The organism is Streptosporangium fragile (assembly GCF_039534445.1).
Classification (GTDB): Bacteria; Actinomycetota; Actinomycetes; order Streptosporangiales; family Streptosporangiaceae; genus Streptosporangium; species Streptosporangium fragile.
The window spans coordinates 23,800-43,107 of the sequence record NZ_BAAAVI010000012.1 but is presented as its reverse complement, the minus strand read 5'-3'; the positions used below and the strand labels follow the sequence as shown (position 1 = coordinate 43,107).

The following is a 19,308-nucleotide window of genomic DNA, read 5'->3' as shown; positions in this document are numbered from 1 at the left end:
GCCGGCCGGGGCTCAGGTGTAGCCCAGGCGGGTGAGCTCCTCGCGGGCGACCTTCGCCACCAGTTCGGCGTCCGTGCCGCGCAGGCGGGTGCGCCAGACGCCGACCTTGGGCACGTTCCCGCCGTACAGGGCGAACCCGGACACGCGCGTGCCGAGGAAGCGGGTGAGCTGCTCGGCGGCGTCGGCGGGGGAGGCGGCCACGTCCTCGTAGCGGAGGGTCAGCAGCTGGTCGCGGGGCAGCTCGCGGTGGAGCGAGGCCGCGAGCCGGACGGCGCCGCGCCAGCGCAGCGCGCACTTGCCCGCGGTCGGCATCGCCTTCCAGCGCTCGCGGTGCTCGCCGGAGTTGACCCCCAGGAACGGGTTGGGGAACTCCGTCTCCTCGCTGAGCATGGCCGGCCTGAACCACGTCAGGGCCTCGGGGTCGGCCAGCATGTCGGCGGCCACGTCGCGCCCGTCCCTGATGAGCTGGACGAACCGGGCGTCGGGGAACGCCTGCAGCAGCACCGGGGCGCTGTAGAGCAGGTCCGGGGTGGCGTCGCCGAATCTGGCGACCGAGCCCGAGGCCACGCAGGGGCCCGTCCCCGTCACACCGCCGGCCTCCCGGCACGGGGCCGGGCACTCCTGGCACGCGTCCGGGAGGATCTGCCACGACTCGGCCATCGCGTCGCGGAGCACCCGGGTGGCGCCCATGCCGCGGCCCGCGATCGAGGGCCGCCGGGCGAACGCGTGGACGACGTGCGAGACGGCCGCCCGCCCCATGGTGACGTGGAAGCCGGGGGAGCGTTTCAGGGCGCGGGCCACCGGGACCGCGCCGGAGTGCGGGGCGGCGAGCACGAACACCGGCTGACGGACCTTGATGCCGTTGACCACCAGGATGTGGGGCGGAGGTCGCATATGTCAGCCCAGTGTGGCACCGTTTGCGGGGTGAACGAACCGGCTACGCCCGCGGTGGCGCCGCCCCCGCTCCGGCCCGGTGACACGGTGGCCGTGGTCACCCCGTGCGGCCCGCCCGATCCCGTCCGGCTGGCACGCGGCGTCCGCGTCCTGGAGGGTCTCGGCCTGAAGGTCGTCACCGGCGCCCACGTGCTCGACCGGCACCGCTACCTGGCCGGGGCCGACGCCGCGCGGGCCGCCGACCTGCAGGAGGCCTGGTGCGACCCGGCGGTGTCCGCGGTGTTCTGCGCCCGGGGCGGTTACGGCGCGACCCGCGTCCTCGGCCACCTCGACTGGGACGCCATGCGGGCCGCCGGTCCCAAGGCGCTCGTCGGCTCCAGCGACGTCACCGCGCTGCACAGCGCGTTCGCCGTGGAGCTGGGCCTGGCCTCCTGGTTCGGCCCGATGCCCGCCTGCGCCACGATCAGCGACCCCGAGGGGCCCGAGCCGCGCACCTTCGGGCACCTCACGACCGCGCTCGCCGGCGAGCCCGGGTCCGTCGCGGGTGACCGGATGATCGTTCCCGGCGACGTCGTCGCCCCGGTGACCGGAGGCAACCTCAGCCTGCTGGCCGCGCTCTGCGGCACCCCGTACGCGCTGTCGGCGCGGGGAAGGATCGTCCTGCTGGAGGACGTCGGCGAGGCGCCGTACCGGATCGACCGGATGCTCACCCAGTTGCTCCAGTCGGGCTCGCTGGCGGGCGCCGCCGGGTTCGCGCTGGGCTCCTGGGTCGACTGCGGCGATCCCCACCCGGTGCTGGAGGAGTTGCTGGCCCCGCTCGGGGTGCCCGTTCTCGCAGGGTTACCGGTAGGACACGGATCGCCGCAGTTCTCTGTACTGCTGGGGGCACTTGGTGCTATTGATGCTAAATCGTGCTCTCTGACCTACTCACTGCGGGATGCCAGCAAGGCACTCTAAGGGGAAACCTAGGAGGAAACCGGCAGGGGGGCGCGCGCGTGAGGTTGTTCCGGCGGAGCCGCGACCGAGGGGCCAAGTCGCCGTCGCGTCCGATCGAGGAGGTCGATCTCGACTCCCTGCTCGCGCTGGTCGCGGACACCCTCGGATACGCCTGCTCCTTCGACCCCGGCGGGGAGACGCTCACGCTCACCGGCCCCCGGCACGTCGTGGTCCGGCTGACCGGGCTGCGCGCGGAGGCCCGCCGGCGCTCGCGTGAAGACTGGCCGATGCTCGTCTCCGAGCACCTGTCCCACACGCTGGCCACCGCCGACGAGCCGCTCGACGCGTGCGATCTCGACCAGGTCCGCCCGCTGCTGCGCACCCGCATCCACCTCGACGACGACCTGGAGCCGGCCCGCGTGGTCGGCCGCCATCTCACCGCCGACCTGGTCGAGGTGCTCACCATCGGGTACGGCGCCGCCGGGCGCCCGGTCCGGCCGGAGGAGGTCGGCTGCTGGCCGATCACCGCGGCCCAGGCGCTCGACCTGGCCCTCGACAACGCCCGTCGGGACGAGCGGCTGTCGATGACCGAGGGCGACCTCGGCGGGGTGGCGATCCACAGGCTGACGGGTCCCACCGCGGACGCGGCCGCCCACCTGCGGAGGCTCGACGACTACCTGCCCGTCCCCGCCGACGGCGTGCTCGTCGCGCTGCCCGACCCGGCGACGCTGATCGTCCACCCGGTCGAGGGCATCGGCGTGGTCCGCGCCATCGAGCGGCTGCGGCTGTTCGCCCAGCGGGAGTTCGACCTGCGCGACGAGGCGCTCAGCCCGCAGGTGTACTGGTGGCACGACGACCGGCTTGCCCTGATCCGGGCCGATCTGGTCAGCCAGGACGGCCAGATCCGCCTGGTCGTCGCGCCTCCACCCGATTTCGCCCGCGTCCTCGCCGCCCTGGCCGTCCGCCCCGACCCCGGGACCGGCGGGAACTGACCACCGACCGCGAGCGCGCCGCCCGCGCGGAGGGCGGCGGGCGTCCCAGTCGCCCGGCGGATGTACGGTGGGCCGCGGGGGTGGCCCCGGTGCGTCGCAGGTGTGCCCGGGCCGGTCCCCGCCCCCGCGTTCACCCCGACGGCCCTTGATCCGCCTACCGGATCGTTCCCGGCGTGTCCGCCCACGCCCGTGATGTGGTCGCCGGATGCGGGATGATGGGGTCTGGATTTGCGAGGAGTGTGACATGGCGCAGTGGTGCCTCGGTGTCGATCTGGGGACGAGTTTCTCCGCCGGGGTGATAGCGGCCGACGGACGTTTCGACGTGCTGGAGGTCGAGGGGGAGCGGCGCGTCCCTTCTGCTGTGATGCTCGACGAGCGGGGGACGCTTGTGGCCGGCCGGATCGCCCAGCGGGGGATCGGGATCAACCCCGAGCGGGTCGAGCGCAATCCCAAGCGCTACGTCGGCCGCGGCCGGATGCTGCTGGGCGGGGTGCCGGTGGACGTGGCCGACGCCATGGCGGCACTGCTCGAACTGTTCGTGAGCGAGGGGCGGCGGCGCTTCGACGGGGCCGACCCCGACTGCATCGCGCTGACCCACCCGGTGGCCTGGGGCGACGACCGCAAGGCGGTGCTGCTGGCGGCGGCCAGGAAGGTCGTCCGGGGCGTACGGATCGTACTGGTCGACGAGCCCGTCGCGTCGGCGCGCTATTTCGCCTCCGCCGGACGGGCGGCCGGCGGCGGGTCGCATCTGGCCGTCTACGACCTCGGCGGCGGCACGTTCGACGCCGCCGTGCTCACCGTCGACGGGAGCGACTTCGCGGTCGTCGGCGAGCCCGGCGGCAGCGACGAGATCGGCGGCGAGGGTTTCGACGAGCAGGTGTTCGCCTTCCTCGGCACCCAGATCGAGCGCCACGACGCCGAGTGGTGGCAGCAGGTGACCACCAACCCCGAGCGGCGCTACGTCAGCTACGCCGCCGACCTGCTCAAGATGGCCAGGGAGGCCAAGGAGACGCTGTCGAAGTTCGACACCTCCTCCCACTACGTGGTCGGCATCAACGAGGACGTGCACATCACCAGGGCCGACCTGGAAGACCTCATCGGTGAGGACATCGTCCGGACGGTCGACATCCTGGACGAGACGATCCGCGGCGCGGGGGTGCAGACCGAGGAGCTGGCCGCGGTGTTCATGACCGGCGGCCCCAGCCGTATGCCGCTGGTCCAGAAGGTCGTCCGCGAGCGCTTCGGCGAGCGGGTGCGGACCTACGACGACCCGAAGATCGTTGTGGCCTACGGCGCGGCCCAGCTGGCCTGGAAGCTCAAGGTCGAGTCCCGCGACCCCGCCCAGTCCTCCGGCTCCGTGGCGGCTCCGGCCAGCTCCGGCCACCCGGCCGCCCCGGCCGCCGAGCCGGCCCGGGGCAGGCACGCCTTCCCCGCGCCGAGCGGTCCCGCCGCGGTCCCGCAGGGAGCACCCGGCCCGGGACCGCACGCCTTCGCGGGGCCGCAGGGCGGGCCCGCGGCGGGCCCGGCCGTGACGCCGACCGGGGGGCACCGGGCCGCCCCCGGACCGGCGGACGGCGCCACCGGCGGGCACCAGATCCTCACCGGTCCGGCGGGCGGCCCGGCCGCCGGGCACCAGAGCCCCGTCGGCCCCGCGGTCCCCGCCGGCCCGGCGGGCGGCGGGCCCACCGTCCAGGGGATCGAGAAGGTCGTGGACGGCGTGCTGGAGGCGCGCGTGGAGGCGGGGCGGATCTTCGTCCACCAGGCCTTCGAGAACGGGCACTTCCTGCGCAGGCTCGACGGCGTCGACGGCCGTCACGATCGCGAGCTCGGCTTCGGCCGGCTGGTGGAGTGGGAGGCGTCGCGCGAGGGCATCGTGACGGTGGAGCAGGTCGGCCCGGCGCAGGTGCTGGTCCGCACGCTCACCCCCGACCTGGCCATCCGCGGCACCTATCCGATGCAGATGTGGGGCAACCCCGGCGTGATCGCGCACGGCCGCACCGCCTGGGTCTTCTTCCAGTCGCGGCAGCCCACTCCGACCGACCCCACGGTGGGCCTGCCCTGGGGAGAGACCGGGCAGCTGGCGATGATCGAGCTCGACCTGGCCGGGGGGTTCGCCTTCCAGCCTCCCCAGCCCCGGGAGCTCGGCGCGCAGGCGCAGTGGTTCCTGAACGAGGACAACCGGCTCCGCCGCCTGCTCGACCAGGAGGCGCCCAGCGGCACCGAGCCCGCGCCCTCCGTCGGGGCGCCCGGCTGCACCGTGGTGCTCGGGCAGTTCAGCAGCAACAAGCCGATGTTCCAGAACCGGCACCAGGATTTCCGGCCGTGGCAGGTGCTGTGCCTGGTCGACCCCGGCGGTGTGGTGCGTCCGACGATCCGCGAGCCCGGGCGTCCCTGGCTCCACCAGGTGGTCCTGCACCGGGGCCGGTGGTTCACCTCCAGCTCGGCGGGGCTGGAGGCCGACCTCCCCAACGGCCAGACCAAGCTCGTCATGCCGCGGCCCCGGGCGGGCGCCCTGCGCTGGTTCCCGGCGGGGAGCCAGATCTACGCGGTCGGCACGGACCAGCTCAGCCCCGCCCGGGGCTGGTCGGTCGGCATCTTCGACCAGCGCTCCCAGACGCTGGAGTTCCTGATGGGCAAGCAGTCGGCGACCCTCGCCGGCCACCTCACCTCCCGCTATCGCTGGGAGCGCCCGCGTCTGGTCGCCGACGGCGACTCGATGTGGATGACCATGCTGGACGCCGGCCGCAGCAGACTCCTGCACGTCACCCCCGGCGGGGCGCGGGAGGTGCACCGCACGCCGGGCATGTTCGAGCCGGTCGCCCGGGTCGCCACGGGCCTGCTCTGCCTGCACCGTCCCGCCGACACCAGCGGGACCACCCGCGACCAGCCCGCCACCCTGGTGCACATGCCTCTGTGAGGCTCGGGCCCCCGCTCCGGAGCTCCGGGGGCCAGGCCCCGCCCCCGCGGCCCCGGACGGGGCCTTCAGGGCCCGCGGGCGGGCACACACGAGAAAGGCCACCCCGCGTGTGGCGGGGTGGCCTCTGCCCTCCGGGGATCCGGCGGCTTTCTCCGGAATCCTGTGGGGACGCTCTCCCGGCGGCCGCGGCCCCGGGAGAGCGTCCCCGGCTCTCCGGTCCCCGGGCTTCCTGTCTCCTCCCGGCCCCCGGGTTCCCGTGCTTTCCGGGGCCCCGGGGGCCGGGAGGGCTCTCAGGCTCCGGCGGGAACCGGGGGGACCGCCCCCGGCGCTCCCTCGGGGGCCGCCGGGGCGGCGCCCAGGGCGGCCACGGCGGCGCCGAGCTCCTTGCGGAGCTCGTGGCCGCGGGTGGTGAGAGCGGCGATCTTGGCGATGCGCTCCTGGCCGGACTCGCGTGCCTTGCGGCGCTCGGCGGCCGAGCGCGCGGAGGCGGACTTCAGTTCGGCGCGCCGGGTCTCCAGCTCCTTGCGGCGCTGGGCCAGGCTGTCGTCCGCGGCCTGCTCGACGTTCACCCGCCAGGTGGTGACCATCCGCTCCAGGTCGAGCGTCATCTCCCGGGTGACCAGGGCGAACTGGTCCCGCAGCGCGGTTCTGATCGCCGCCTGGCTGCGCTGCACCTGCTCCATCTTGCGCCGGCCCAGGAAGATGGCCGCACCCAGGGCGGGGGCGACCAGCAGGAAGCCCACCGGGCCGAGCGCGGCCGCGGCCAGGCCGCCGAACGACAGGCCCATCGACGCCGACGGCAGCACGTCGCGCACCAGGTCCACGTTGACCGGGGCGTCGGCGGCCATGTCGCCCCGCACCTGCACCGCTGACAGGTTGGGCATCGCCCGCCGGTCGACGGTCAGCTGCACCGGGTCGAGACCGAGATCGCGGGCGAAGGCGTCCAGGGTGGTCCGGGCCAGGACCTCCGTGTCGTAGATGATCTGCGACCAGGCCGCCTCCAGCGAGCGCTGCGCGCTCTCCGGCAGCTCCGCCATGTACTTGTCGATCTGCGCCTGGTTCTTCAGGGTGGCGATCGTGTTCTCGTACGGCTGGCGGATCTCGGTCAACCGCGCCGCCACGATGCTCCCGACCTCGCGTGCGAGGAAGGTGTTGGCCACCGCGCCCGCCCTGCGCTTGGCGGTCAGCTCGGTGAGGGCCGCCAGGTCGGCGTCCACCTCGGCGAGCCGGGCGGTCAGGTCGCCCTCGTCGTCGGAGCCGACGGCCACGTCGTCCTTCGCCCCGGTCGACAGCGAGTTCAGCACCGACAGCGCGGCGGCCACCACGGTGGCGCCCCGCGCGGACTCCCTGCCCTCGGCGAAGGCCCGCAGCTGCCGCTCCAGCGCGTCCATCCCGCTGCGGGCCCGCAGCGCGTCCGCGCGCTCCTGACGTCCCTCGCGGCGCTTGGCCTCGGCTGCCTCGGCGAGTTTGGCACTCACCGGGATCCACGGCGCGGAGAGCAGCGGGCTCAGCGTCACCGACCGGCCGGGGTCGGCCGCGATCGCCTCGGTGACGAAGGTCCGCAGCCGGGCCTTGTTCTCCTCCATGAGGCTCTTCCAGTTGGCCGAGTCCTCCACCTTGGTCAGCACGAACGCGATCGCCCGGACCCGCTCGGCGGCCTCGGCGAGGAACTCCAGCTCGTGCCGGAGCACCGGCTGGTCCTGCGCGCTGAGCGTGAAGAGCAGCGCGTCGGCCCGCTGGAGCATCGCCACGGTCACCTGCCGGTGCCCCACGGTGAGGCTGTCCACGCCGGGCGTGTCGAGCAGCCGCAGGCCGTCCAGGACGGGGGTGTCCAGGGTGATGTCCACGCTGACGACATCGCGGCGTTTGCCGATGTCCCCGCGCATCGAGGCGTAGTCGGGGATCGACTCGACGGTGATCGGGGTCTGGGTGAGTCCCTTGTCGGTGTTGCGATGGACCACGGCGGCCAGCTGCGGGCCGCGCCGCAGCGACAGGAAGCAGTTGGTGGCCACGTCGGCGTCGACCGGCACCAGGTCGGGCCGGCCCACCAGGGTGTTGATCAGCCGGCTCTTGCCGCGCTTCTGCGCCCCGGCCACCACGATGTCGGTGCACTCGTCCTTCCAGCGGCCCGCGTACGCGGCCAGCACCTCCGCCAGGTCCTTCCTGCCGGACTGTCCGGCCAGCGCGTGGACCTCGTTGGCGTAGCGCAGCAGCCGGGCCACGGGGCTGGTCGGGTCGGGGGTCGTCATCGTCTGTCCTTGTCTCCTGTCGGGGGATCGTGCGCGCCACCGTCCCTTGCCGGTGGCGCGGTCCGGGGCGCCTAGGAAGCGTCCTGGTGGTAGTGCGCCCAGATGGTCTCGTAGGCCTCGCAGAGGGTCTCCGCCGCCCGGCGCTGCCGCAGGGACAGCGGGCGGTGGGTGAGGATCCGGAACCGGGCGCCCAGGGCGGCGGCGTAGCCCGCCACCTCGGCGCGCGGGCTGCCGGGCGGGGCGCCGAGCTGGGTGGCGAGCTCGGTGCCGGAGAGCAGCAGCTCCAGCGCCCGCCGGTCGTCGGCCGGGACCATGGGGGAGGAGCGCAGGGCCTCGATCGCGGCGGGGTCGATGCGTAGCGGGGGCAGTGCCTCGCCGCCGCCGGGCTGCGGGGCGCTCTCCTCCTCCAGCGCCGCCAGGACGATGTCCTCCAGCACGGTCAGCACGTCCCTGGCCCGGTGCCCGGCGGTGCGTCCCTCGCTCATCATGGCGAGCGTGCGCCAGCGCATCGACGCCGTCGTCGCCGCGGCGGCGATCTCCTGCTGCGAGGCCCCGGCGGGCAGGCCGAGCTGCTCGGCGGGGTCGTCGTGGCGGGCCAGGCGGAGCAGTTCCTCGGTCATCTCCTCGTTCAGGACGAGGGCGCCGCGGCCGAGCGCCTCGGCCGCGGCGAAGATCCGCAGGCCGCCCAGGGCGGTCGCGATCGGCCGGTTCTCGTCGAGCTGCGCAGCCAGCGCGTCCAGGGTGGCGCGGTCGGCGCCCAGCGCGGGCGTGCGGGCGATCCTGCGCAGCCGGGTCAGCGCGTCCAGCGCCTTGAGCTGGTCGGCGCGGCGGGCGAAGTGGGCGATGCCCGCGGCCACCGAGCCGGTCGCGGCCCGGCCGGCCGAGGCGTATCCCGAGCGTTCCAGCAGGTGGGCGGTGAGCGCGGCGCCGTCGCGGATCCCGTTCCGTACCGCGGCCACCGCGGTGGCGATGCCGTAGCGGTGCAGCCGTTCCACCAGGCGGTGCCGCACCTCGGCCGGGACGGGCAGGTCGGGCGCGGTGCGGAAGTCCTCCAGGTCGAGGAGGTAGTCCTCCAGGTCGTCCTCGTCGAGCCCGGCCAGCACCGACAGCGCCTCGACCTCCTCGGCGGCCAGCGGGCACGCGCGCGCCGTCTCGGCCAGCAGGCCGATCACCGGGACCACGTCGAAGACGGAGGTGCGCAGGTCCTGGTAGCCCTTGGCGGCCAGCCGCCTGGCCGTCGGCCAGGGGTCGTCCTCGTCGCCGCGCCGGTCGACCTGGCCGAGCACGGCGAGGGTGTTGACGCAGCTCATGCCGCAGGCGTCGGTCAGGCCGCGGAACTCGGACAGGGTGGTGTCGTCGAACTTCTGGACGTAGCGCAGCACGTAGATCATCGCCTGCGCGCGGTCGTCCTCGTCGCCCGAGCCGAACAGCATGCTCCGGGCGGCCCGCTCGTTGGTGGCGGTCACCGTGTTCATGCCGGGCGTGTCGATGATGGTGACCGTCCGCAGCGACGGCAGGTTCAACGAGACCCGCAGGCGCCTGATCCGGGCCACGTCGACGCCGAGCTCCGAGGGGAGCCGGTGGCCCGGCAGCAGCCGGGAGCGGGCCACGCCGCCGTCCTTGAGCTCGATCGTGATCAGGCCGTCGTCCTCGCCGTACTCGTACTGGGTGACGACGAAGGTGCACTCGCCCGCGTCGACGGGGGCGACGGGCAGCCCGAGCAGCGCGTTCACCAGGGTCGACTTGCCACTGCTGACCGCGCCCGCCACGGCCACGCGCAGCGGCGCGTCGAGGTCGGCGCGCACCTGCGCCACCCGTTCGCGCAGCTCGGCGCCGGCCAGCTTCGCCACCGTGGCGTCGCACAGGCCGCGCAGCAGCTCGGCCGGTCCGGCGGTCACGCGCCACCCCCCGCCGTACGGTTCGTGCGCTCCGGGGATCTCCGGGCACCGGGTACGAGTACGGGCAGGTCCCGCGCCCCCTGCGCGGGAGGGGAGCCGGGCCCGCCCGGGTCGGGCGGCGGGCACGGGCCGGGGGTGCTCGACGAGAGCGTCTGGGCGAGCATCGCCAGATTCTCCTCCTCGGTGGGGTAGGGGATCGCCGCGAAGAGGAGTCGACGCAGCTCGGCCAGGTCGTCCGGCTCCTCCATCGTTGACCCCAACCAGAAATTGTTACGGTCCAATATCAGGGTGTGTAGCCTCATACCGGGCATTTGTGAGGCGTGGTGTCATTAGCTGACTTTCCGCCCATGAAGGATGGACGCCGATGACGACCGGGTCGCTGAGCGCGGCCCTCGGCGACGAGACGCTTCTCGTCGCCGAGGCGCGCGCAGGTGACGAGACCGCCTTCCGCGCGCTGTGGGCCACCGTGCAGCGCCCGGCCTTCGGTGTCTGCTACCACCTGACGGAGAACCGCGCCGACGCGCTCGACGCGCTCCAGGAGACGCAGCTCGCCGCCTGGCGGGGCCTGCACACCTTCGAGGGACGGGCGTCCTTCCGGGCCTGGGTCCTCGTCATCGCGCGCAACGCCGCGCACACGGTGGTGCGGCGCCGTTCCTGCGGGGTGCTCTACGCCCAGGTGGCCGAGGACTCGGCGGTCGCCGAACCCTTCGAGGACTCCGTGGCACGCCTGGCCGACCTGCGCCGGGCACTGGCCACACTGCCGCCCTCGCAGCGGGAGGTGCTGCTGCTGTGGGCGGGCGGGCTGACCTACGAGCAGGTGGCGGCCTCGCTCGGGGTGCCGCTCAACACGGTACGGGTCTGGATCCACCGGGGCAGGGCACGCCTGCGGGCCGGGCTCGCCGAGAACTGAGCCGGGCCCGCGGCCCGGAGCGGGGCCCCGGGCCGGGCACGGAACCGGGCCACCGCGCGGTCCGGGAACCCGGACCGCGGGCGCGGCGCTCACTGCGCCGATCCCGTGCCGGCGGGTTCGTGACGGTAGACGGCGACCTGCGGCACACGGATGACGCGCTCGCCGTCGGCGTACCCCCGCTTGACGGTCTCCGCCACGGTGTCGTGCAGCTCGGGCCGGTCGGTCGGCTCGGTGCCGAACGCCTCGTGCAGGCGCGGGTCGAACCGCTGCCCGTCCGCGACGAGCTCCCGGACGCCGGCCCGGTTGAGCCCGTCCAGCAGCGTCGCGGCCATCCGCGGGTGCCGTTCGGCGATCTGGTCCCGGTAGCCGATGCAGGCCGCGATGAGCGCCTCGCGCCCCGGGTGGCCGTCGGCGAAGAGCCGCTCCACCTGCTGCGCGAGCGCCGGGCTGATCCCGCTCGCGGCGAACTCGGTCAGGGCCTCCGCCAGCGGGTCGGACCCGGCCGTTCCCCCCGCCTCCGCAGGCCCGCCTGCCGGAGCCGGAACGGCCGGCGCCCCGGGGTCGCCGGCCGGGACCGGCGGAATCTCGGGGAGGGGACCGCCGAGCGTCTCGGGGAAGGGACTGCCGCCCGCCTCGGGGAAGGGGTTGGCGGGTCCCTCCGGGAAGGGATCGGCGGGCGCCTCGGCTTCCCGCCGGGCCCGCGGACCGGCGGGCGCGGGCTGCCGGGGGTACTCCGCGGTCGGCACTTCGGCGGGCGTCGTTGCGGGCGCGTGCTCCATGGTGGGTGTTCCGGTCGTCGGGTGCTCCCGCGCGGGCGTTTCCGGGGCCGGGTGGGCCGCGGTGGGCGTCCCGGCCGCCGGGTGCTCCGCCTCGGGCGTCGTGGTGGTCGGGGGGGCCGTGACGGGTGTTCCCGTCGCCGGGTGCTCCGCGGTGGCCGTGCTTGCGGCGGGTGTGCTCGCGGTGGGCACTCCGGCAGCCGGGTGCTCCGCGGTGGGTGTTTCCGCGGCCGGATGCTCCGCGGTGGGCGTGCTCACGGCCGGGTGCTCCGCGGTGGGTGTTTCCGCGGCCGGGTGCTCCGCGGTGGGCGTGCTCACGGCCGGGTGCTCCGCCTCGGGCGTCGTGGTGGTCGGGGGGGTCGTGACGGGTGTTCCCGCGGTTGGGTGGGCCGCGGTGGGCGTTCCGGCCGCCGGGTGGGCCGCGGTGGGCGTCCCCACGGCCGGGTAGGCCCCGGTGGACCACGTTCCGGGGGGCGTCCCGGGCGCCCCCGGCCCCCCGGGTGGGGCGGCGCCGGGCTGCCAGGTCCCCGGCGGGGGGGCCGGGAGCCGGTTGCGGTGCCATACGTAGACGGCGGCAGCGATCAGCACCAGGGCACCCGCGGCCAGCGCGAGCATCAGGGGCAGCGGGGCGAACCCGCCCAGCAGCCCCCCATCGCCGTCACCTGGACGCAGCGGGCGCACGGAGGCGCCCGCGCCGTCACGCAGGGGCGCCGGTGGCGCGCCGAGCTCCTGCCCGCGGGAACCCGCCACTCCCTCGGCGCAACCGGTCAGTGCCGGTACGGCCAGGAGCAGCAGGGGGAGGAGCGCGCGTCGATGCCTCATCGATCGCCTTCCTGGTCGGCCGCCCGTGTGACGCGGATCCGGGTTCCCCCCTCGGTGAGGTCACACGGGCTCATGCCGGGTCGTGTGGTCAGGCGGTGAAGGGGCCGGTCTCGGTGTAGTCGGCGTAGCCGTCGCCGTTGAGGTCGACGAGGACCTCGTCGGCGACGCCGTCGGCGTTGTAGTCGCGGTACTCCACGTCGGTGCGGCCGTCGCCGTTGGTGTCGTAGTACTCCACGTCGGCGACGCCGTCGTTGTTGTAGTCGATGTACTGCACGTCGGTGTCACCGTCGCCGTTGGTGTCGTAGTAGTCGGTGGTGGTGACGTCGAAGTCGCTCATGGTCGTTCCTTTCCGGGTGGGTCGTACACAGGATGAGAGTCACGATCCGGCCTGATAGTTGCAGACTGGTTCAAGATTTTTTGGGGATTTTTCAAATCATGTCCCAACAGAGCGCCAAAAGCGGTCAAAACTGTATAAAACGCCACAAAATCGGACCCTGAGTCTCAGCTGAGCGCACGCGCCACGTGGATCAGAGGGACGTGACTGAACGCCTGGGGGAAGTTGCCGACCATGCGGCCGTAGCGGGGGTCGAACTCCTCGGCGAGCAGGCCGACGTCGTTGCGGAGCTCCAGCAGCCGCTCGAACAGCTCGACGGCCTCGGCCTTGCGGCCGATCATCGCCAGCGCCTCGGCCAGCCAGAAACTGCAGGCCAGGAAGGCGCCCTCGCCGCCCGGCAGGCCGTCCACGTCGTTGTCGGCGGCCACCGGGTAGCGCAGCACGAAGCCGTCGGCCATCAGCTCGCGCTGGATCGCCTCCACCGTCCCGATCACGCGGGGGTCCTCCGGCGGCAGGAAGCCGACGATCGGGATCAGCAGCAGGGCGGCGTCCAGTTCCCGCGAGCCGTACGACTGGGTGAAGGTGCCGCGCACCGGGTCGAAGGCCTTGTCGCAGATCTCGGCGTGGATGCGGTCGCGCGTCTCCTTCCAGCGCTCCAGCGGGCCGGCCTTGCCGAAGGACTCCACCTGTTTGACGGCCCGGTCGAGGGCGACCCAGCACATCACCTTGGAGTGGGTGAAGTGGCGGCGCGGCCCCCGGACCTCCCACAGGCCCTCGTCGGGCTCGTCCCAGTGCTCCTCCACGTAGGCGACGAGCTCGCACTGGATGGTCCAGGCCCGGTGGTCCGGCTCGAGGCCCGAGACGCGCGACAGGTGCAGGGAGTTCAGGACCTCGCCGTAGACGTCCAGCTGGAGCTGCTCGACCGCGCCGTTGCCGATCCTGACCGGCCGGGAGTTCTCGTACCCGGGCAGCCAGCCGAGCTCCAGCTCCGTCAGGCGGCGCTCCCCGGCGACCCCGTACATGATCTGCAGGTCCTGGGCGCGGCCCGCGATGGCGCGCAGCAGCCAGGACCGCCAGGCGCGGGCCTCGTCCAGGTAACCGGCGCCGATGAGGGCGTCCAGGGTCATGGTGGCGTCGCGCAGCCAGCAGTAGCGGTAGTCCCAGTTGCGGACCCCGCCGAGGTCCTCGGGCAGCGAGGTGGTCGGGGCGGCCACGATGCCGCCGGTGGGGGCGTAGGTGAGCGCCTTGAGCGTGATGAGGGAGCGCACCACGGCCTCGCGCCACGGGCCCTGGTAGGTGCACTGGGCCACCCACTCGTCCCACAGCTTCTCGGTCTCCACCAGCTGCTCGTACGGGTCGATCTCGACGGGCTTGGGCTCGTGGGAGGGATGCCAGGTGAAGATGAACGCCATGCGCTCGCCCGCGGAGACCTCGAAGCTCGCGTGGTGCGCGTAGTCGCCGCCCTGCAGCGGGACGGGGGCGTGCAGCCACACCGAGTCGGGCCCGCCGATGGCCTGCAGCAGGCCGTCGCTGCGGCGCACCCAGGGCACGATGCGGCCGTAGTCGAAGCGGATGCGGATCTCGGTGGCCATGGCCACCGTCCCGGACACGCCCTCGACGATCCTGACCAGGTCGGGGTTGGTGTGCCGGGTGGGCATGAAGTCGATGACCCGGACGGTGCCGGTGGGGGTGTCCCACTCGCTTTCGAGGACGAGCGTCTCACCCCGGTAGCGGCGCCGGGTGGCCCGGGGCCGCTCGGCGTGCGAGGGACCGATCCACCACTGGCCGTGGTTCTTGCCGCCGAGCAGCGCCCCGAAGCAGGAGGGTGAGTCGAAGCGCGGAAGGCAGAGCCAGTCGATGGAGCCGTTCCGGCCGACCAGGGCGGCCGACTGCATGTCACCGATGAGTGCGTAGTCCTCGATCCACATGGCTCGACGCTAACGCCTCGGCGACCCCGGCGGGCGGGTCATGCCCGAGGACGCATCCTGGGCATGAAGAACTGGGTCAGCGGCCCGATCACCAGGGCGAAGACCAGTGTCCCCACGCCCGCGGTCCCGCCCAGCAGCCAGCCGACGGCCAGCACGGTGACCTCGATGGCGGTGCGCGCCGAGCGGATGGACAGCCCGAGGCGGTTCAGGCCGGTCATCAGACCGTCGCGGGGGCCGGCGCCGAGACCGGCGCCGATGTACAGGCCGGTCGCCGCGGCGGTGACGACGACGCCGGCCACCAGGTACGCCCAGCGCGCGGCCACCGCGTCCGGGGCGGGGATCAGCCACATGGCCGCGTCGGCGAACAGTCCCACGAAGACGACGTTGCTGACGGTGCCCACGCCCGGCTTCTGCCGGAGGGGGATCCACAGCAGCATGACCGCGGCGCCCACCAGGATGATCCAGGTGCCGACCGACAGGCCCAGCCGGACGGAGAGGCCCTGGTGGAAGACGTCCCAGGGGCTGCCGCCCAGGTGGGACCGGATCTGCAGGGCGATGCCGACGCCGTAGAAGGCCAGGCCCGCGTACAGGCGGAGGAGACGGTTGGGCAGGGGGCCGAAGGTCGGTAGGGAGAGTTCGCTCATAATGGCGTTAATCGTCCAGGCCATTATGGTCTCTTCAAAGAGCCAATCATGGAAAGTGGCCTTATGCTGGGCGGCGTGGACCGGTATCTCAGCGGACCCCAGCTCGCCCGCCTCGTGGCGGTCGGCCCGGGCGCCAGACCGTACTACCGGGCCCTGGCCCGGGCCATGCGGTCGCTGATCCTCGACGGGCGCCTGCCCGTGCGGGTGCGCGTGCCCGCCGAGCGCCACCTCGCCGAGGCGCTGGGCGTCAGCCGCACCACCGTCACCGCGGCCTACGACCGGCTCCGTGAGCAGGGCTACCTGGAGAGCCGGCAGGGCGCCGGAAGCTGGACCGCGCTGCCCGACGCCGGTTCCATGGGCACCGACAACCCGTGGATCGCCGCAGCCGACGACGGCCTGCTCCCGCTGCACACCGCCGCGCCGAGCGCGATCTCCAGCCTGCCGGGGGCGATCGCCTTCGCGAGCGAACACTACCCGCGCTACGCGCTCGGCATGGGCTACGACCCGGTCGGCATCGCCCCGCTGCGCCGGGCGATCGCGGCCCGCTACACCGCGCGCGGGCTGGCCACCCGCCCCGAGCAGATCCTGGTCACCACCGGCGCCCAGCAGGCCATTCACCTGGTGACCGCCATGCTGCTCTCGCGCGGCGACCCGGTGCTGCTGGAGTCGCCCACCTACCCGCACGCGATCGACCTGTCCCGGATGCGCGGCGCCAGGATCGTCCCGGTCGGCATCCCCGACGGGGGCTGGCACCTGGACCTGCTGACCTGCGCGATGCGCCAGTCGGCGGCCCGGCTCGCGTACGTGATCCCCGACTTCCAGAACCCCACCGGCCACGTGATGGACGAGGCCACGCGGGCGGGGCTGGCGGAGGCGGCCAGGCAGTACGGCACCACCCTGGTGGTCGACGAGAGCTGGGCCGAGCTGGCCATCGACGAGCAGCCCGCGGTCGCGCCGCTGGCCGCCTTCGACACCGACGGGCGGGTGATCACCATCGGGTCGGCGTCCAAGCTGTGGTGGGGCGGGCTGCGCATCGGCTGGATCCGCACCACCGCCGCCACGGTCGGCCGCCTGGCCGTGCTCCGCGCGGCCGTCGACATCGCCAGCCCGCTCTTCGAGCAACTCGTGGTGGTCAGGCTGTTCGAGGGCATCGAGGAGTCGCGCGCCGAGCGTGCCCGCGCCCTCGGCGCCTCCCGCGACGTCCTGGCGGCCGAGCTGGCCGAGCACATGCCCGACTGGAGCTTCACCGTGCCCCGCGGCGGGGGCTCGCTCTGGGTGCGTCTGGCCGGCCCCGAGGCCACGGCACTGGCCGACGCGGCGGCCTGCCACGGGGTGCGGCTCGCACCCGGGCGCTGGTTCGGCGTGGACGGCACGCTGGAGGGCCGGCTGCGCCTCCCCTTCACCCAGCCGCCGGGGGTGCTCGCCGAGGCGGTGCGACGCATCGCCGAGGCCAGGGTCAAGGGCGCGTACGGCGCCCGCCCGGCCAAGCCGCTCACCCCGGCCCTGTGACCGCGCGGGAAAGGACGACCGGCACGGATCACCCGGAGGACGGACCCAAGGAGCCGGAAAAGGGCTGACAGGGCTGCTCCCCGGCCCTCTCGGCGCCCGGCGAGCCGTCGGCGAGCTCGATGTCCTCGACCGCGTTGCTCCCCGGCCCCCTCGGCGCCCGGGAGGTGACGCTTCGGTCTCCTGCCCCGGCGGCGGGTTCTCCCGGACGGGTTCCGGCGCGGCAGGTGCGGCTGCCGGCCCGGGGCGGACGCCGAACGGACCGGCGTGCCCCGGGCGGGGACCGGGCCTCGGCCGGCGGATTCACCCCAGCTCGGCAGGGGCGGCCGGGAGGCGCCGGCGAGCGTGCCGGTAGGGTGGTCGGTGGTGTGCCGGGAAGTCTGGTCGGCAGCAATGGATCTGTTTCCGACCTGACCTGGGGTAGTTCACGATGAATAGTACGTTCGGCACGCCTGGGTTGTTCGGCCGGGGCTCGTGGCCCGAGGCGCGGCGGATCGCCGACATCCTGCGCAAGGAGACCATCGGCGGCGCGTTGCTGCTGGCCGGTGCGACGGTGGCGATGATCTGGGCCAACTCCCCCTGGTCGGAGTCGTATGAGGCGCTGCGGGCCGTCGAGGTCGGGCCGGCCGCGCTGCACCTGCGACTGGATCTGGCCACCTGGGCCGCCGACGGACTGCTTGCGATCTTCTTCTTCGTCGCCGGGCTGGAGCTCAAACGCGAGTTCGTCGCCGGGGACCTGCGCGACGTCCGGCGGGCCGCGGTGCCGGTCGCGGCCGCCTTCGGCGGGGTGATCGTCCCGGCGGGGCTGTACCTGCTCGTCACCCGGCAGGCGGCCGGCGCGGCGGTGGGGTGGGCGATTCCCACCGCGACCGACATCGCTTTCGCCCTGGCCATGCTGGCGGTCATCGGCCGGTATCTGCCGGCGGCGCTGCGTACCTTCCTGCTGACCCTGGCCGTGGTCGACGATCTGCTGGCCATCATGATCATCGCGGTGTTCTACACCGATCAGCTGTCTTGGGGACCGCTGGCGGCGGCGGCCGTGCCGCTGGCGTTGTTCGCCGCCCTGGTGCAGAAGCGGGTGCGCGCCTGGTGGCTGTTGTTGCCGTTGGCGCTGGCGGTGTGGGCTCTGGTGCACGCCTCCGGGGTGCACGCCACCGTCGCCGGGGTGCTGATGGCCTTCGCCGTGCCGGTGGTGCGCAGCCGGGCGGCCGGTGGACCGCAGGCCGGGCCGGGGCTGGCCGAGCACTTCGAGCACCGGTTCCGTCCCCTGTCGGCCGGGGTGGCCGTGCCGGTCTTCGCGCTGCTGTCGGCCGGTGTGCCGCTGGGCGGAGCCAGCGGGCTGACCGCCGCGTTCAGCGACCCGGTGACCGTCGGCATCGTGGTCGGCCTGATCGTCGGCAAACCCGTCGGGATCGCGGCCGCGACCTGGCTGGTGGCCCGCTTCACCCACGCCGAGCTGGATGAGGGTCTGGCCTGGATCGACGTGCTGGGGCTGTCGATCCTGGCCGGGATCGGCTTCACCGTGTCCCTGCTGATCGGCGAGCTGGCCTTCGGCATCGGCAGCGACCGTGACGATCACGTCAAACTGGCGGTGCTGGCCGGTTCGCTGACCGCGGCACTGCTGGCGGGGGTGATCCTTCGCCTGCGCAACCGCGTCTATCGGGACATTCACCGGGCCGAGACCGCCGACCACGACCGGGACGACATCCCCGACGTCTACCAGCGTGAGCAGGACCGGCCCGGCCGGAACAGCGGTTGAGCCACTCCGCCACTCGCCGGAACCGGGGGTGCGGGGCCTACTCGGCGGTGACGCCCCTGGCCAGTGGCGCGCGCAGGCGCAGCCGGACGGCCGCCACACGCAGCCCGAAGGCGAGGACGGCCGCGGACAGGGTGGCCGGCCAGCCGTGCAGGTCCAGCGTGTACAGCGCCGCCATCACCGCCGAGCCGAGCATGGCGGGCACCGCGTACAGCTGGCGGTCGTACAACAGGGCCGGGATCTGCCCGGAGAGGACGTCGCGCAGGATGCCGCCGCCGACCGCCGTGGTGACCCCGAGCAGGGCCGCGTGCAGCGGGCTGAGACCGTAGTCCAGCGCCTTCTCGGTGCCGACCGCGCAGAACAGGCCGAGGCCCGCGGCGTCGAGCACGTTCACGGCGGGCATCACCCGCTCCACCTGCGGGTGCCAGAAGAACACGATCACGGTCGCGGCGACCGGGACGAGCACGTAGCCCACGCTGGAGAAGGCGGCGGGCCGCACGTTCAGGATCAGGTCGCGCAGGATGCCCCCGCCCAGCGCGGTCATCTCGGCCAGCACGGCCATGCCGACCACGTCGAGCCGCCTGCGCACGCCGACGAGGGCGCCGGAGAGGGCGAAGACGAAGATTCCGACGAGGTCGAGCACCTGGTTCACGGGTCAACCCTCCCATGACCCGCACCGGGCGCGTCCGGGAGGGTTCCGGTGGCGGGCCGCCCGCCGGGATCCCCTCACGTGATCGTCCCGCGAC

Annotated in this window: 15 protein-coding genes; 6 read left to right on the top strand and 9 right to left on the bottom strand. The window is 73.9% G+C overall.

Going from position 1 to position 19,308, the window contains the following annotated elements; all coding sequences use genetic code 11:
* Positions 1-12 precede the first annotated feature (12 nt).
* The gene (locus ABD841_RS10405; RefSeq protein WP_344970128.1) at positions 13-894 is read right to left on the bottom strand and encodes a sulfotransferase family protein; all 882 of its coding nucleotides are present in this window, start codon (positions 892-894) and stop codon (positions 13-15) included.
* A 30-nt stretch (positions 895-924) separates the two neighbouring features.
* On the opposite strand from ABD841_RS10405, the gene ABD841_RS10400 reads away from it, so the two are divergent.
* The 3 genes from ABD841_RS10400 (at position 925) to ABD841_RS10390 (ending at position 5,739) form a co-directional block, all read left to right on the top strand.
* Positions 925-1,851, top strand: a complete 927-nt coding sequence (locus ABD841_RS10400; protein WP_344970126.1) for a S66 peptidase family protein — start codon at positions 925-927, stop codon at positions 1,849-1,851.
* A 38-nt stretch (positions 1,852-1,889) separates the two neighbouring features.
* Positions 1,890-2,822: a hypothetical protein gene (locus tag ABD841_RS10395; protein ID WP_344970124.1), complete on the top strand. Its 933-nt coding sequence runs from the start codon at positions 1,890-1,892 to the stop codon at positions 2,820-2,822.
* 244 nt (positions 2,823-3,066) lie between these two features.
* Positions 3,067-5,739, top strand: coding sequence for an Hsp70 family protein (locus ABD841_RS10390; RefSeq protein ID WP_344970123.1), 2,673 nt, complete (start codon positions 3,067-3,069; stop codon positions 5,737-5,739).
* A gap of 290 nt (positions 5,740-6,029) precedes the next feature.
* Here the strand turns inward: ABD841_RS10390 and ABD841_RS10385 are convergent, their stop codons facing one another.
* The 3 genes from ABD841_RS10385 to ABD841_RS10375 form a co-directional block, all read right to left on the bottom strand.
* On the bottom strand, positions 6,030-7,988 hold the full coding sequence (locus ABD841_RS10385; protein WP_344970121.1) for a dynamin family protein: 1,959 nt from the start codon (positions 7,986-7,988) through the stop codon (positions 6,030-6,032).
* A gap of 71 nt (positions 7,989-8,059) precedes the next feature.
* Positions 8,060-9,886, bottom strand: coding sequence for a dynamin family protein (locus tag ABD841_RS10380; protein ID WP_344970119.1), 1,827 nt, complete (start codon positions 9,884-9,886; stop codon positions 8,060-8,062).
* Positions 9,883-10,146, bottom strand: coding sequence for a hypothetical protein (locus ABD841_RS10375; RefSeq protein WP_344970117.1), 264 nt, complete (start codon positions 10,144-10,146; stop codon positions 9,883-9,885). Before ABD841_RS10375 ends, ABD841_RS10380 begins: the two co-directional genes overlap by 4 nt.
* Before the next feature lie 104 nt (positions 10,147-10,250).
* On the opposite strand from ABD841_RS10375, the gene ABD841_RS10370 reads away from it, so the two are divergent.
* A complete protein-coding gene (locus ABD841_RS10370) occupies positions 10,251-10,796 on the top strand; it encodes an RNA polymerase sigma factor (RefSeq protein WP_344970116.1) in 546 nt (181 codons plus the stop codon).
* Between the two features lie 89 nt (positions 10,797-10,885).
* Here the strand turns inward: ABD841_RS10370 and grpE are convergent, their stop codons facing one another.
* The 4 genes from grpE to yczE all read right to left on the bottom strand — a co-directional run bounded on the left by grpE (position 10,886) and on the right by yczE (position 15,300).
* Complete coding sequence (gene grpE / locus ABD841_RS10365) at positions 10,886-12,394, bottom strand: nucleotide exchange factor GrpE (RefSeq protein ID WP_344970114.1); 1,509 nt, start codon at positions 12,392-12,394, stop codon at positions 10,886-10,888.
* A gap of 88 nt (positions 12,395-12,482) precedes the next feature.
* On the bottom strand, positions 12,483-12,731 hold the full coding sequence (locus ABD841_RS10360) for a hypothetical protein (protein WP_344970112.1): 249 nt from the start codon (positions 12,729-12,731) through the stop codon (positions 12,483-12,485).
* 164 nt (positions 12,732-12,895) lie between these two features.
* Entirely contained in the window at positions 12,896-14,656 is a 1,761-nt protein-coding gene (locus ABD841_RS10355; protein WP_344970111.1) for a glycoside hydrolase family 15 protein, read from the bottom strand.
* A 38-nt stretch (positions 14,657-14,694) separates the two neighbouring features.
* Positions 14,695-15,300: a membrane protein YczE gene (gene yczE, locus ABD841_RS10350; RefSeq protein WP_344970109.1), complete on the bottom strand. Its 606-nt coding sequence runs from the start codon at positions 15,298-15,300 to the stop codon at positions 14,695-14,697.
* A gap of 48 nt (positions 15,301-15,348) precedes the next feature.
* On the opposite strand from yczE, the gene yczR reads away from it, so the two are divergent.
* Positions 15,349-16,809: a MocR-like transcription factor YczR gene (gene yczR, locus ABD841_RS10345; protein ID WP_344970108.1), complete on the top strand. Its 1,461-nt coding sequence runs from the start codon at positions 15,349-15,351 to the stop codon at positions 16,807-16,809.
* Positions 16,810-17,236: 427 nt separating this feature from the next.
* A complete protein-coding gene (gene nhaA, locus ABD841_RS10340) occupies positions 17,237-18,565 on the top strand; it encodes a Na+/H+ antiporter NhaA (protein WP_344970106.1) in 1,329 nt (442 codons plus the stop codon).
* A gap of 37 nt (positions 18,566-18,602) precedes the next feature.
* Here nhaA and ABD841_RS10335 read toward each other — a convergent pair whose 3' ends face one another.
* Positions 18,603-19,214: a trimeric intracellular cation channel family protein gene (locus ABD841_RS10335; RefSeq protein ID WP_344970105.1), complete on the bottom strand. Its 612-nt coding sequence runs from the start codon at positions 19,212-19,214 to the stop codon at positions 18,603-18,605.
* Between the last annotated feature and the right edge of the window lie 94 nt (positions 19,215-19,308).